At 62.8% G+C, this 14,057-nt stretch carries 11 protein-coding genes; 9 read left to right on the forward strand and 2 right to left on the reverse strand.

Annotated features, from left to right (window positions below; translation table 11 throughout):
• Positions 1 to 303: 303 nt before the first annotated feature.
• Both uca and atzF read left to right on the forward strand, forming a co-directional pair.
• Positions 304 to 3,903 (forward strand): urea carboxylase, encoded by a 3,600-nt coding sequence (uca, locus tag BV071_RS28170; RefSeq protein WP_035614541.1) that lies wholly within the window; start codon positions 304 to 306, stop codon positions 3,901 to 3,903.
• A 13-nt stretch (positions 3,904 to 3,916) separates the two neighbouring features.
• On the forward strand, positions 3,917 to 5,635 hold the full coding sequence (gene atzF / locus BV071_RS28175) for an allophanate hydrolase (RefSeq protein WP_035614543.1): 1,719 nt from the start codon (positions 3,917 to 3,919) through the stop codon (positions 5,633 to 5,635).
• 56 nt (positions 5,636 to 5,691) lie between these two features.
• On the opposite strand, the gene BV071_RS28180 is transcribed toward atzF, so the two are convergent.
• Entirely contained in the window at positions 5,692 to 6,396 is a 705-nt protein-coding gene (locus BV071_RS28180) for a TetR/AcrR family transcriptional regulator (protein ID WP_035614545.1), read from the reverse strand.
• Between the two features lie 157 nt (positions 6,397 to 6,553).
• Between BV071_RS28180 and BV071_RS28185 the strand changes: the two genes are divergently transcribed.
• The 3 genes from BV071_RS28185 to BV071_RS28195 all read left to right on the forward strand — a co-directional run bounded on the left by BV071_RS28185 (position 6,554) and on the right by BV071_RS28195 (position 9,995).
• Positions 6,554 to 7,870 (forward strand): NAD(P)/FAD-dependent oxidoreductase, encoded by a 1,317-nt coding sequence (locus tag BV071_RS28185; protein WP_035614547.1) that lies wholly within the window; start codon positions 6,554 to 6,556, stop codon positions 7,868 to 7,870.
• A 49-nt stretch (positions 7,871 to 7,919) separates the two neighbouring features.
• The gene (locus tag BV071_RS28190) at positions 7,920 to 8,522 is read left to right on the forward strand and encodes a hypothetical protein (RefSeq protein WP_035614549.1); all 603 of its coding nucleotides are present in this window, start codon (positions 7,920 to 7,922) and stop codon (positions 8,520 to 8,522) included.
• A 171-nt stretch (positions 8,523 to 8,693) separates the two neighbouring features.
• Entirely contained in the window at positions 8,694 to 9,995 is a 1,302-nt protein-coding gene (locus BV071_RS28195; RefSeq protein WP_035614550.1) for a hypothetical protein, read from the forward strand.
• Between the two features lie 18 nt (positions 9,996 to 10,013).
• On the opposite strand, the gene BV071_RS35925 is transcribed toward BV071_RS28195, so the two are convergent.
• Positions 10,014 to 10,220 (reverse strand): hypothetical protein, encoded by a 207-nt coding sequence (locus tag BV071_RS35925; RefSeq protein WP_265595003.1) that lies wholly within the window; start codon positions 10,218 to 10,220, stop codon positions 10,014 to 10,016.
• Positions 10,221 to 10,558: 338 nt separating this feature from the next.
• Here BV071_RS35925 and BV071_RS28205 point away from each other — a divergent pair, with 338 nt between their 5' ends.
• The 4 genes from BV071_RS28205 (at position 10,559) to BV071_RS28220 (ending at position 14,037) form a co-directional block, all read left to right on the forward strand.
• Positions 10,559 to 11,239: a hypothetical protein gene (locus tag BV071_RS28205; RefSeq protein WP_035614553.1), complete on the forward strand. Its 681-nt coding sequence runs from the start codon at positions 10,559 to 10,561 to the stop codon at positions 11,237 to 11,239.
• A 29-nt stretch (positions 11,240 to 11,268) separates the two neighbouring features.
• The gene (locus BV071_RS35930; RefSeq protein WP_265595004.1) at positions 11,269 to 12,243 is read left to right on the forward strand and encodes a hypothetical protein; all 975 of its coding nucleotides are present in this window, start codon (positions 11,269 to 11,271) and stop codon (positions 12,241 to 12,243) included.
• Positions 12,240 to 12,836: a methyltransferase domain-containing protein gene (locus tag BV071_RS28215; RefSeq protein ID WP_035614558.1), complete on the forward strand. Its 597-nt coding sequence runs from the start codon at positions 12,240 to 12,242 to the stop codon at positions 12,834 to 12,836. The genes BV071_RS35930 and BV071_RS28215 overlap by 4 nt, the downstream gene beginning before the upstream one ends.
• A 208-nt stretch (positions 12,837 to 13,044) precedes the next feature.
• A complete protein-coding gene (locus BV071_RS28220) occupies positions 13,045 to 14,037 on the forward strand; it encodes a trypsin-like peptidase domain-containing protein (RefSeq protein WP_265595005.1) in 993 nt (330 codons plus the stop codon).
• The last annotated feature ends 20 nt before the right edge of the window (positions 14,038 to 14,057 follow it).

Below are 14,057 nucleotides of genomic sequence, written 5' to 3' on the forward strand. Positions count from 1 at the left end.
CGAATCCACCAGCAAATCCCGCCTCGCGGACGGCCCACTGGGTGCGCCGGGCTTTAGCCGGCTTGGACGGTCGGGCGAACCCACCACCAAATCCCGCCCACAAGCGTATGTAGTCCCGCCTTTAGGCGGACGAAGCAGTTCTAGCAGCGGACCCACACCCAAAAGCCTCAGGGCGATGCCGCAACTCAGGTCACCTCGGTCCCCCGAACGCGGGAGCGGCTTTCGATCCCGGGAATTCCTCCCAAGCAAGTGCCATTCCCCTGCGTGCTCCAACCTTGTGGAAACGACTTCACCTTCCCACCCATGAACGGTTCCATCCTCATTGCAAATCGCGGCGAAATCGCCGCGCGGGCCATCCGCACGATTCATCGGCTGGGCCTCAAGGCCGTAGCCGTTTACTCCGATCCGGATGCTGGTGCACCGCACGTCGATCTCGCGGATGAAGCCCGTCGTCTCGGGCCGGGACCGGTGGCGGAAAGCTATTTGCGGAAGGACGAATTGATCCGCATCGCAAAGGAAAGCGGCGCAGCGGCCGCCTTCCCGGGCTACGGCTTGCTCAGTGAGAATACCGATTTCGCGCGGATGTGCGAGGACGCCGGCGTGCGCTGGCTCGGCCCCACTCCCGAACAGATCATTGCCTTCGGCTTGAAGCATGAGGCCCGCCGTTTGGCGGGAGATGCGGGCGTGCCATTGGTGCCCGGCACGGACTTGTTGGAAAATGCGGCTGCCGCATTGGAAGCCGCGGAGGGAATCGGCTACCCGGTCATGCTCAAGAGCACCGCCGGTGGCGGTGGCATCGGCATGAAGGTTTGCCGGGATGCAGAGGAGCTTGCCAAGGAATTCGAGAGCGTAGTCCGGATCAGCGAGCGCAGCTTTGGCTCCGGTGGAGTCTTTATCGAGCGCTTCATCCAGCGCGGACGACACGTGGAGGTGCAAATCTTCGGCGACGGCAAGGGCCGCGTGCTGGCGATCGGCGAGCGCGATTGTTCGGTGCAGCGCCGCAACCAGAAGGTCTTCGAGGAGACTCCCGCGCCGGGCTTGTCCGATGCAGTGCGTCAGGCGCTCCATGCTGCCGCGGTGAAGCTTGGCGAGAGCGTCTCCTATCGCTCGGCCGGGACGGTCGAGTTCATCTACGATGCGGATCGTGGTGACTTCTTCTTCCTGGAAGTGAATACCCGACTGCAGGTTGAGCACGGCGTGACTGAGCTGGTCACGGGCATCGATCTCGTTGAGTGGATGATCCGGCTCGCCCTCGATCCTGACTGGCAGATGCCCCAAGAGGCGCCGCCCTCGCGTGGCCACGCCATCCAGGCCCGCGTGTATGCGGAGGATCCGAACCACAATTTCCGCCCGAGCGCCGGCTTGCTGACCGAGGCGAGTTTCCCGGAGTGGACTCGCTGCGATGGTTGGATCGCCGCCGGCACGGAGGTCAGCCCTTTCTATGATCCCTTGCTCAGCAAGGTGATGGTCCATGGCAAGGATCGCGGGGACGCTGTGCGATTGCTGGCCCGCGCCCTCGATGAGACCCGGATCTCAGGCATCGAGACGAACCTCCGCTACCTGCGCCAGGTAGTACGCTGGTCACCGTATCTCGCGGGCGGTGTGGCGATGCGCGACATGGCGAGCTTCAGCTACCGGCCGCAGACCATCGATGTGATCTCTGCCGGGACGATGACCACCGTGCAGGATTGGCCGGGTCGTATCGGCCTGTGGGAAGTGGGCGTGCCGCCCTGCGGACCCTTCGATAGCCTGTCCCATCGCGTGGCCAACCGCATGGTGGGGAATCTCGAAGCTGCGCCCGCGCTTGAGATCACGATGAGTGGTCCCACCCTGCGCTTCAATGCCGCCGCCACGGTGGCTCTGGTCGGCGCAGCGGTGCTGGTCATGAAGAATGGCGAAGCCGTTGCTACTGACCGTCCCATCGAGATGGCGGAGGGAGAAGTCCTCAAGATCGGTCGTATCGAGGGGCCCGGCATGCGTTGCTACCTCGCTGTGGCGGGCGGACTTGAATCGCCGGACTATCTCGGCAGCGCCTCGACCTTCACCCTGGGACGCTTCGGCGGGCCCTTCGGTCGTGCCCTGCTGCCGGGGGATGTATTGGGAATAAGGAGCGGCGACATTCTTGTCGCCGATAGCAGTGGCAACGGCGACAGGAATGTCGCCGCTCCTTATATGGCGCTGCCCATCCGCTCGGAATGGAACATCGCGGTCCTCTACGGGCCCCACGGCGCTCCGGACTTCTTCCTCGATGAGGACATTGAGACCTTCTTTGCGACCGCGTGGGAGGTTCACTACAATTCCGCCCGCACCGGTGTGCGCCTGATCGGCCCGAAGCCGAAGTGGGCCCGCACGGATGGCGGCGAGGCCGGTCTGCATCCCTCCAATCTCCACGACAATGCCTATGCGATCGGCGCGGTCGACTTCACCGGCGACATGCCGGTGATCCTCGGACCCGACGGCCCCAGCCTCGGCGGATTCGTTTGCCCGGTGGTGGTGATCGATGCCGAGCTATGGAAGCTCGGTCAACTCCGCCCTGGCGATACCGTGCGCTTCATCCCGGTGGACGAAACCTGGGCCGCGGCCCGTGCGGAAAGCCTCGAACGCTTCCTTGCCGGCGAGATGGAGGCCTTGCCCGAACCCGAGCCACAAGCGCGTGGGGCTTGCATCATCGATGCCTTCGGCGAGGGCGACGACGCCGTGGTGCTGCGCCGTGCCGGCGACCGCTACATCCTCATTGAGTTCGGCCCGCATCACCTCGACCTCAAGCTCCGCTTCAAGGTCCACGTCGTCTACGAGTGGCTCAAGGAGCAGGGGATCGCGGGAATTATCGACCTTACGCCCGGCATCCGTTCGCTGCAGGTCCATTTCGATCCCGCCAAGGTCACGCGTGAGCTGCTATGGGCCAAGATCCGCGATGGCATCCTCGCGCTGCCGCCCTTGGAGCAGATCGAAGTGCCGACGCGCATCGTGCACCTGCCACTGAGTTGGGACGATCCGAGCACACAGGAGGCGATCCGCCGCTATATGCAGAGCGTGCGCCCGGACGCGCCGTGGTGCCCGAGCAATCTGGAATTCATCCGCCGCATCAACGGGCTGGACTCGATCGATGAAGTCTATCGCATCTTCTTCGATGCCTCCTACCTGGTGATGGGCTTGGGCGACGTCTACCTTGGCGCACCCGTTGCCACGCCGCTCGACCCCCGGCACCGGATGGTGACCACCAAATACAATCCCGCGCGGACCTGGACGCCGGAGAATGCCGTGGGCATCGGCGGCGCCTACCTCTGCATCTACGGCATGGAGGGTCCGGGCGGCTATCAATTCACAGGCCGCACGATCCCGGTATGGAATCGCTGGCGGACCACCCGCGATTTCGACAAGCCCTGGCTGCTCCGCTTCTTCGACCAACTGCGCTTCTATCCCGTGAGCGCGGAGGAGCTTCTCCGTCTGCGCGAAGAAGTGCCGCGTGGCCGCCATCAGCTGGAGATCGAGGAAACGATATTCCGCTTCGCCGACTACGAGGCCTTCCTCGAGGCTCACGCCACGGAGATCACGGAGTTCCAATCCAAGCAACGCGCCGCCTTTGCGGCCGAACGCCAGCGCTGGGAAGAGGCCGGCCTCTCGATGGACAATGCCCAAGAGGAGCAGCCCGCGGAAATCGAGATCAGCATTCCGGATGGTTGCTTCAGCCTGGATAGCCCGGTGACCGGCAGCGTCTGGAAGATCGCCGCGAAGGCAGGGGATCTGCTTTCACCGTCCGCCACGGCGATGATCTTGGAAGCGATGAAGATGGAAGTTCCTCTGGAGGCCGATGAAGCTCTTGAAGTGGTCGAGGTGCTGGTCAGCGAGGGCATGAGCGTGAAGGCAGGGCAGGCCCTGATGGTCGCGCGGGCAAAAAACTAAGCGACGACATCCCATGAAGATCGCGGAAGTCAGAAGGCGCTACGAGACCGGTCTCACCCCACCAGAGCTGATCGCGGAGATTTATCGCAAGATCACAGCTTGGAATGATCCCGCGCTGTTCATTCATCTGCCTGCGCTGGATGAGCTGGCTGTCTTGGCGGCGGAACTCCAAGCCCGTCCCCGCGATCTGCCGCTGTGGGGAATTCCCTTCGTCGTGAAGGACAACATCGATGTCGCCGGGTGGCCGACCACCGCGGCCTGCCCGGCCTTTTCCTACGTGCCGCGCGAGGATGCCGAGGTGGTGCGCCGCTTGCGGGAGGCTGGCGCGATTCCGATTGCAAAGGCCAATCTCGACCAGTTTGCCACCGGTCTGGTGGGCACTCGCTCGCCCTATGGCGCGGCGCGGAATGCGATCGATGCCGAGTTCCTGCCCGGTGGATCGAGTTCCGGCAGCGCCTCGGCGGTAGCGGCCGGTCTCTGTTGCTTCTCACTCGGGACTGATACCGCGGGCTCCGGCCGGGTGCCTGCGGCTTTCCAAGGCCTGATTGGCTGGAAGCCGAGCAAGGGGCTGCTGAGTACGCGTGGCGTCGTCCCCGCCTGTCGCTCGCTCGACTGCGTCACCGTCTTTGCAAATAGCGTGGCGGACGTCGCCACGGTGGTCCCGATTGCCGCTGGCTACGACGAAGCCGATCCCTATTCGCGCGAGCTGAAGCCCTGTGGTGCCATCGGGCCGAAGTTCCGCTTCGGGGTGCCCGCGGTGCTCGATTTCTCCGGGGATCCCGACACCCCGGGGCTCTTCACCGCTGCGGTCAAGCGCATGGAGTCGCTCGGCGGGGAAGCCGTGACGATTGATCTCACGCCCTTCGTCGAGGCTGCCAAGCTGCTCTACGAAGGCCCTTGGGTCGCGGAGCGCTGGGCCGCTGTCGGAGGCTTCGTGGAGGAGAATCCCGGAGCCGTCTTCCCGGTCACCCGCAAGATCTTGGAGGCTTCCAAATCTTGGGATGCCGCCTCCGCCTTCCGCGCGCAATACCGCCTCGCGGAACTGGCGAAGAAGGCAGCGAAGGTGTGGGACACCGTGGAGGTCCTGCTCCTGCCTACCACTCCGCGGATCTACACCGTGGCGGAAGTACTGGATGAACCGTACCAGACGAATGCCACGCTGGGACGCTACACGAACTTCATGAACCTCCTCGACCTCAGCGCGGTGGCTGTGCCTGCCGGGCAGGCGAGGGGAGGCCGTGCCCGCTGGGGCGTGACCCTTGCGGCTCCCGCTGGATGGGACCGCGCCTTGCTCGAACTGGCCGCCAGGTCCCAAGGTGAGGCTCTACCCGTTCAAGCGGCCTCCGCGAAGATTCCCGTGGTCGTCTGTGGTGCCCACCTCGAAGGACTGCCCCTGCACTGGCAGCTTGCCGACCGCGGCGCGACCCTGCGTTCGCGCACCAAGACCGCGCCCGCCTACCGGATGTATGTGATCCCGCCCGCCGGCAGCCTGCCGCCGCGCCCTGCCCTGATCCGCAGCGAGGGCGGCGCGGCGATCGAGGTGGAAGTCTGGGATCTCGACCCTGCGGCCTTCGGCGACTTCGTCTCCAAGATCCCAGCACCACTGGGCATCGGCAAGGTCCTGCTGGAAAACGGCGAGGAACTCCCGGGCTTCATCGCCGAGCCCCGCGCCGCCGACGGTGCAGAGGAAATCACAGCCTACGGCGGCTGGAAGGCCTGGCTGCAACGATAGCCAAAAAAAGTCCGCACACGGCGTGTGCGGACTGCTTCAGCACCCCATCCAAGACCTTAGAAGGGGAACTCGACCTGCGGTCCCTGCGGCTTGGCCTCTTCGTCGCCCTCGGCCAGTCCTTGCTTCATCCCCGCCGTGGCGAAGCGGATGAAGCGCGAAAGGTTCTGCTCCATGGTCGGATTGCCGGACTCGCCAGCGGACGCCCGGTGTACGATCTCGGCGTGTGCCATGGTGTGGATCATCGATCCGGACATGAGGTGCATTCGCCACCAGATCTCATCCGCCGGCAGGCCCGGCAAGGCCTTCGAGAGAGCCTTGTGGTAGCGCTGGACCATGGTGATGAAGAGTGACTCCACCATCGGTGGCAGCTCGCAGCCCTGCTGGCCGAACATCCGGCCCATCAGCTTGAAGAACAGCTTCTCAGAAAGCTCCGAGCGGCGCACCTGCGTGGCGAAAGGACGGATGAAGGCTTCGAGGATCTCCTCGACTGGCACCGGCTTGCCCCCGGCCTTGCGCTCCAAGGCCTCCAGACGGGCCATCCGTTCCTCGGTGACCGGATTGGTGTAGCGGGCCATCACCACCGCCACCAGCCCCTCACGGCTGCCGAAGTGGTAGTTCACCGCCGCGACGTTGGCCGCCGCCTTGTTGGTGATGTCCCGAACCGACACCCGGTCAAATCCCTCGTCCGCAAACAGGGCCTCCGCTGCTTCAATCAGCCGCTGCTTCGTGGCCACCTTCGAGTCTCCAGCTACCGCGCTCATGCGAAAACCATGATTCAAGCGCTCCGGGTGTCAAACGAACGATTCAACCCAAAACTCGGGCAATTACGCAGGGGTCTCTAGATCAGTTCATTGCGAGCTTGTGAAAATTTTCACAAGCTCGGTTTGTGTTATTTCGTATTTCTGCGAGGGTTGGCGCATGGCAGCCACGGACAGCAGAGTGAGCCGCGTTTTGATCATCGGCGGAGGTTTCGCGGGCCTCGAATGTGCGAGAACTCTGGCCGGTGATTCGCGCTTCTCCGTGACTCTGGTGGACCGGACGAATCACCACCTCTTCCAGCCGCTGCTCTATCAAGTGGCCACCGCCTCGCTGGCGGCACCGGACATCGCCCGCTCGATCCGCCAGATCTTGGAGGACGCTCCGAACGTCACGGTGCTGATGGACGAGATAAGCACCCTGGACCCGGTTGCGAAGACCGCCGTGGGGGTTTCGGGAACACACTACGATTTCGACTACCTGCTGCTGGCCGCCGGCGCACGGACCTCTTATTTCGGCAAGACCGAGTGGGCCCAGCACACGCTTGGCCTGAAGTCGCTCGCCGACGCCCAGATGGTCCGCCGCACCGTGCTCTCGAACTTGGAGCGCGCCGAACTGACCGAAAGCCAGGCCGAGCGCCGCCGCCTCATGACCATCGCCATCGTCGGCGGCGGCCCGACCGGCGTGGAGCTCTCGGGAGCCTTTGCGGATCTAGTTCACCGCTCGCTGCGGACGAATTTCCGCCGCATCGACACCTCGAAGCTCAAGCTCGTGCTGATCGAGGGCTCGCAACGGATCCTCGAAGCCTTCGACGAGGACCAGAGCGAATACACCCGGCAGCGCCTCAAGGACATCGGAGTTGAGGTTTGGACCGGCATGCGGGTGGACGATGTGCAGGAGCACAAGCTGCACTTCACCGATGGCACAGTGCTGGAGGCCGAGGCCATTATCTGGGCCGCTGGGGTGGAGGCGAATCCGCTGACCGCGCAACTTGGCGTGCCGCTGGCCGACCGCGCTGGACGGGTCACGCCGAATGGTGATTTATCGCTGTCCGGCCTGCCGGACATCTTTGTCGCTGGCGACATCGTCCGCATGAAGGACGCGGACGAAAAACCGGTGCCCGGGCTCGCTCCTGCTGCCACTCAGATGGGCCGCCACATCGCGAAGCTGCTCAAGGAGGAGCGGCGCCTTGAGACGACCCGGTTCGCTGCCACCAAGCACGATCTGCGGCCGCAGTTCCGCTACCTCGACAAGGGCTTCATGGCGATCATCGGCAAGAACCACGCCGTGGTGAAGGCCGGGAAAATGAAGATGCGCGGTTTTGTGGCGTGGTGCGCCTGGCTCTTCATCCACATCGCCTTCTTGATTGGCTTCCGGAACCGCCTCTCGGTGCTCCTCGGCTGGGCCTTCGCTTACATCCGCGACAACCCGGAGGCCCGGATCATCGTCAATCAGCCCGGGTCCAAGCCGGGGTGGTAGGGCTCAAATTTTCCTCGCGGGAAACGCCGTTATCGAAGAAGATTCTTAGATGCCCGACCTAATTAAACCGATAAAACAAGGGGTTCGGATGCTTTGTTTGCTTGGCGGGATCCCTTTGTTGATCGCCTCTTCCGCCACAGCCCAGCAAGTTTTTGACGGGAATATAGCTTTTAGAGGAATTGTGGATGGTAACAAGTTCCGCTCCCCGAGCTTTGATGTGGAATATGTAGAAGACAAGTTTGTCTTTAGCTCCAAAGCTAAGAATGCTAAGTTTACCATTCAGCAAAGAGACACATTTTTCTCTGATGCGGTGGTGAGTGACGACGGTGGCACTGCTGCCGTCATCCTGGATAGGCCAGATAAAAAGGACCCATTGCAGTCCATTGTGGTTTGTAAGGCCGATGGCAAGACCTTAAGGGTCGACTATCGGCCACAGCAGCTATCGTCCGTTTATAAATGGGTCGTCGAGCTTGGTGCAGTAGCAAACGACGGGCAGAGGATACTGGCGAAGTGTGCAAAGATGATTGATGAGGGGAATGGCGTTTTTAATGTTAACCACGATTGGGTCATCATCTCGATTGATGGGAACTCGTTTAAGGTCATTGATGGAAAGCAGGCATTGGGAAAATGGGGAGAACGGATCGAAAAATAAGAGCCGAATGAGCAACCATCTCAAGTAGAGGGTCGGCCATATACGATGGTGGCGGGGACCAACCCATTTGAGCCGCACGCATCTGCTTGAAATGGGAATCTTTCAGACCTTTCTTGCTCCCATGCAGACAGGTTGCGGCTTTCGCGGCGTTTAACCATTGCTCCTCAATCCATGGCATCCCGAAATCTCACTCTTATCGGCGCGGTCGCAGTGGCCAGTGCCGGAGCCTTCTTTGCTGGCCGCATGACTGCTCCGGCGGGAGCCGCAGCCTCTGGCGGAGGCCAGAATGGTGCGCTTTCCGGCAAGGCCGCTAGCCGTAGCGCAGGCGGGGAGCAGGATGGAGCCGCCGGTCGCCGTGAGGGTGCCGCAGGCCGGGACGCCTCGCGGAAAGACGGTGGTGCCAGCAATCGCGGCGAGAAGGCAATCGCCAAGATGCACGATCTGATGCTGGTCACCGATCCGATGGCGCGCAGCAAGGCGTGGTTGGATTTCCTGAATACGGTGGACCCCAGCGAGTTTGAATCGGTAGTCGCCGATTTCCGCGGCTCCGGCATGACCGACACGCGGATGTCGGAATACTCGATGCTGTTGACCGCTTGGGCCAAGCGTGACCCGCTGCAGGCTCTGGCCTATGCCGAGGAGCACACCGGCAACCGCTTTGCGCGGAATACGATTCTCACCAGTTGGGCCGCCAGCGATCCGGATGCGGCGCTGCAGTGGGCCAAGGAACACCACAAGGACCAGGAAGGTGAAGGCAACCCGTGGTTGATCGGCGTGATCCAGGGGATCGCGGCCAGCGATCCGGTGCGTGCTTCCCAGCTTCTGGTCGGAATGCCTTTCTCCGAGGAGCGCGGCGAAGCGCTCGGCGCCCTGATGCCGCACTTGCTGGCACAAGGTGCAGATGCCGCCCACAAGTGGGCGGAAAGCATCACCGACGAACAGCTCAAGCAGGGTGCGATCGGCCGCGTTGCCGAGGCGCTCGCGGAGAAGGACCCTGAAGGCACCGCCGCGTGGTTGGCTCGCAATCCGGGTGAAGCCTCCGACCGCTCGATGGACAACGTGATCTCCACTTGGATGGAGAAGGACAAGGACGCTGCGGTGGCCTACTACAAGGGTCTGCCTTCCGGTGATATGCGGACCAGCGCACTGCGTGGCGTCGCCAATAGCATGGCGATGCAGGATCCCCGCGCCGCAGCGGATTTCCTCGATGCGAATGCCGTGGATGCCAACGACGGCGTCTATCAGCAGTTCGCCTGGCATTCCTTCGGCCAAGCTCCGGACCTCGCCGCGAACTACATCGGCAAGATGACCGACCCCCGCGAGCAAGAGCGGATGTATGGCCGGATGCTGGATGGCTGGCTGCGCCGGGATTTCGATTCCGCCTCCAAGTGGATTAACGGCAATTCCCTGCCGCAGCCGGTGATGGACCGTCTGCAAAAGCGCATGCAGGAGCAGCAGCAGCGCCAGCAGTGAGCTGGAGTTGACCTGCTGCTACCAGGCTCGCTCCTTGGGAAGGGCTGAGATCTGTTTTCCCAAAAGCTTCAACCGGCGTTGTTGGTTGGTGAATCTCAGTCTGAAACGCACCGCAAAGGCGAATGCGAGGGCAGAAAGGAGGAAAAGAGAGTAGGTGAGGGCGTCGTCCCGGATCGTATCCAGCCAGTTGCCGGCGCTGCATCCGCAGAAGAAGGTCGGAGCCATGGCGAAGCAGATGATCGTTACGAAGTAGCAGGCGAGTTGCCTCTGCCGTGCTGTGTTAATTGCTGCCCTCAGGTCCAAGAATTGCTGCCGGAGAAGCTCCGGATTTGCGGGTGCCGCCCTTTGGGGTCCGGGCGGCTGGTAGGGATCACATTCCACGGGGTCGAATCTCGAATGAGGAATGCCGTGGCGGCCGCCAATTGCCGGTGAAGCTTTGGCGCTACCTAACAGTTAGCCTCGCGCCACCGCTTCCTGCGGGACATTTCCTCGCGCTACTCCCGTTTCGTTGATATTTCGTTTTGACGAAATACTGCAACTTTCGTAGCGTGCTCGCGCCCCCTATGAAGTGTCCCCGTTGCGTGCAGGTGATCCATCGCGGGGCGAATCTGTGCCCGCACTGCGGCTTCGGGATTGGCGAGGTGGACCAGCGCTACGGTCATGATGACGTGGTGCTCCGCCGCTTGGGCGATGTGGCCGGACTGATCCGCGCCAAGGATCGCCCGAAGGTTTCGGCGGCGCTCGACAAGTTTTGCAAGCGCTTCCCGCAGCTGTTCTTCGCCGTCTACACCGGCTCTGGGCAGGGTGGGGGAAACCTGCGGCAGTTCGGCTTCTGGCTCCTGAACCGCGCGGCCTTTGAGGATGTGCCGGTGGACCGTCCGAATGAAGCAGGCATCCTGCTGGTGATCGATGCCGACTCGAAGTCGGCGGCGGTCACTTGGGGCTATCAGCTCGATCCCTTCCTCACTGAGGAGGATACCTTTTTCTGCTTGAGCCGTGCCCATGCCTACTGGCTGGAAGGACGCTTTGCGGAAGGCATCGTGCGGATGATCGACCAGCTTGAAAAGGTGCTGCGCAAGCGCGCCGCTCAAGCGCGCCGCGACCCGGAAAAGTTCGAGCGCAAGGTGGCCGCGCCGCCGCGCACCGGTGAGATCGCCCGCCGTATCCGCGAAGGTCACAAGCAACACGCTGCGGCACACACCGTTGTGCCTGCAGAAAGCCAGAGCCGGGAGGTGGCGGGGTGAAGGTTGCATTGTGGATGCTTTCCGCGGGAGTGGCTGTTGCTGCCAGCAGCGTGCCTCTGCCCACTTGGACCCCGGAGGACAAGGAAGCCGTCAAGAAGGGCCAACTGGTACCGGGTTTGTCGCTGCTGACGGAAGAGTCGATGGCTGACCCGCTTCCGAAAGCGGTGGCGGAGCCACCCAAGCCCGAGGAGATCGCCCAGTCCGCCACGCCGACGCCGGTAGTCGGGGACCAGTATCTGGATGCTTATTTCGGCGAGCGGCCGCAGCATTTCCTGGTCGATCCACAGGGTCTGCTAAGCACCAAGGATGCGCGCGACCGCGAGAACTTCCTGAATTACCACTCCAGCGATTCGGCGATCGATCTCTTCGTCTATCTCTTCGATGCGCATCAGGAGATCCCTTCCGAGGTCCGCGAAGAGGAAATCGTCGAGCGGCACTTTTCCAGCGGCAAGCCAGCGGTGGTAGTTTACTACTACCTCGGCGCGCCGGAGCGCTCCAACATCTACGTGAGTCCGCTGATCAGTGATTCGGTCTCTGCGGCCGAACAGCGGCGCGCACTCGCGAGCTCGGTGGAGGAAGCCATGGAGAAGCCGGACAAAGTGGCCCAGTTCGAGGCCTTCTGCGTCCAAGTCGCGATCCGCATTTACTGGATGGAGCGGGCGACCGGACTGGTCACCGACGAGGATCCCGCCACCCCGCAGTTGCGGCCGCTGGCGAAGGCACCCAAAAAGGAGAAGGAAAAATCGGCGCTGGTCGTGAAGGCCGAAGCAATCGCCGCGGAATGGGGTCCGATGGCGGGGATCATGGGCGGGGCTCTCACCATCGTGGGAGCCGGCCTGTCGCTCGCCCGCCGCCGCACGCGCTATCGCTTCCCGGTATTCGAAGTGCCGCCCCGCATGGGGGGGGCGCACGCGGCGGGCATCGGTGCGGTGATCTCCTTCGGCAGCACTACCCAATCTCCGTCCTCGCAACGCAACGAGGTGCCGGATTACCTCGGGCTGTGAACCGCTGGGAAGAGCTTTGGCAGACGGGGGAGACCCCGTGGGATAAGGGTTACGCGGCGCCTCCGCTGAGCGAGTATCTGAAGCGAGGAGACACCGTGCTGCACCGCGCGAAGCGAGTGCTGGTCCCCGGCTGCGGCAGCGGCCACGACGTGCGGGAGCTACAGCGGCACGGAATCGGCACGACCGGCCTCGATCTCTCGGAAACGGCCGTCGTCCAAGCGCGGGCTCAGACGGCGGTGGGAGATGAGGATTATCTCTGCGGCGATCTCTTCGCGGAGGGGTGGCGGAAAGGCAGGAGCTTCGATGCTGTTTGGGAGCACACCTGCTTCTGTGCGATCGATCCAGAACTGCGACCGGCCTACGCCCGCGCGATGTCCGAAATCCTCCCGCCAGGCGGCTGGCTAAGCGGCGCATTTTACCTCACGCCGTGGGATCCCGGCGAAGATTCCACAGGGCCGCCGTTCGAGGCCTCGCGGGAGGAAATCATCGACTTGTTTGAGCCATGGTTCGTCCTGCGGGAAGATTGGGTCCCCTCCAAGGCCTACCCGGGGCGTGAGGGCAAGGAGTGGCTGGCGGTGTTCGAGCGGAAATGAGGCGCCCGGCCTGCATTTTTTCTTCGCCAATTCTTCATCCAATCCTGTGCGAAACCCGCTATTCGGCCTACGTATCAATACGTGGAACGAACGCTTCTCCGGGCCCGCAGGCATTCCGCCTGCTTGCTCCGGCACTGTTAGCAAAGCGCCCCAATCGAGGGGTTGCAGCATGGCGATCGTTTGTTTAGAATACACGGTGTTTCACAGCATGATGGCTTTCCGACGCGCTGCCCTGCCCGGTCTTCTTACCGCCCTTCTGTTGTCGCCGGCCATGGCGCAAGGGAAGCGCTCCTATATCAACGACAAGAAGGCTCCGGAGAACCGCCACGATCTGGATGTCATCCAGCAGCAGGTGAAGGACAGCCTGCCTGCGGCGCGGCGCGCCACAATCTGCATCGACCTCGGCGATGGTTCCGGCAGCGGCGTGATCGTTTCCCCGGAAGGCTTGATCCTGACCGCCGCCCACGTGACCGGCGGCGTAGGCAAGGAGTTCACCGTGATTTTCGAAGACGGCAAGAAGGTGAAGGCTGAGTCGCTCGGCCTTAACTCGAGTGTCGACTGTGCGATGGCTAGAATCACCGAGCCGGGCACTTATCCCTTCGTTGAGATCGACCGCGATGACAGCGCCAAGCTCGGCGACTGGGTTTTCGCCCTCGGCCACTCCGGCGGCTTTGACAAGGAACGCGGCGTGGTTTCCCGCATCGGCCGCCTGGTGCAGGTGAAGGACTCCACCATCCAGTCGGACTGCTCGCTGATCGGCGGTGACTCCGGTGGTCCGCTCTTCGATCTCAGTGGCCACTTGATCGGCATCCACTCGCGGGTGGGCGCACGCACCCCCGAGAACATGCACGTGCCAGTGCGCGAATTCGTGAAGAACTGGGACAAGATGCAGAAGGAGGAATTCGTCGGCGATGGTCCCTTCGCCAAGAAGCCCGAGAAGGGCAAGGGCTTCCTCGGACTGGGCACCAAGGAACGTGCCGGCGGGGGGCTTGATGTGGACAAAGTGGGCCGTGAATCCCCCGCGGAAAAGGCCGGCCTCAAGCCGGGCGATATTCTTCTGAAGATGGATGGCACCGAGCTGAAGTCGAAGGGACAATTCCAGGACTTGCTGAAGGAGAAGGCCCCAACGGACAAGGTGGCCCTCGAACTGCTCCGCAATGGCAAACCTGAAACTTTAACCCTGCGACTTGGTGAGCGCTAAATTCTCCATTTCCGCCGCGC

Source organism: Haloferula sp. BvORR071 (assembly GCF_000739615.1).
Taxonomy (GTDB): Bacteria; Verrucomicrobiota; Verrucomicrobiia; order Verrucomicrobiales; family Akkermansiaceae; genus Haloferula.

Excerpts from the sequence above, each read along its gene's own strand:
- BV071_RS28195 (WP_035614550.1), top strand. The coding sequence starts at position 8,694 with ATGGCATCCCGAAATCTCACTCTTATCGGCGCGGTCGCAGTGGCCAGT.
- BV071_RS35925 (WP_265595003.1), bottom strand. The coding sequence starts at position 10,220 with ATGGCTCCGACCTTCTTCTGCGGATGCAGCGCCGGCAACTGGCTGGAT.
- BV071_RS28205 (WP_035614553.1), top strand. The coding sequence starts at position 10,559 with ATGAAGTGTCCCCGTTGCGTGCAGGTGATCCATCGCGGGGCGAATCTG.
- BV071_RS28185 (WP_035614547.1), top strand. The coding sequence starts at position 6,554 with ATGGCAGCCACGGACAGCAGAGTGAGCCGCGTTTTGATCATCGGCGGA.
- BV071_RS28220 (WP_265595005.1), top strand. The coding sequence starts at position 13,045 with ATGATGGCTTTCCGACGCGCTGCCCTGCCCGGTCTTCTTACCGCCCTT.
- BV071_RS28190 (WP_035614549.1), top strand. The coding sequence starts at position 7,920 with ATGCCCGACCTAATTAAACCGATAAAACAAGGGGTTCGGATGCTTTGT.
- atzF (WP_035614543.1), top strand. The coding sequence starts at position 3,917 with ATGAAGATCGCGGAAGTCAGAAGGCGCTACGAGACCGGTCTCACCCCA.
- uca (WP_035614541.1), top strand. The coding sequence starts at position 304 with ATGAACGGTTCCATCCTCATTGCAAATCGCGGCGAAATCGCCGCGCGG.
- BV071_RS28180 (WP_035614545.1), bottom strand. The coding sequence starts at position 6,396 with ATGAGCGCGGTAGCTGGAGACTCGAAGGTGGCCACGAAGCAGCGGCTG.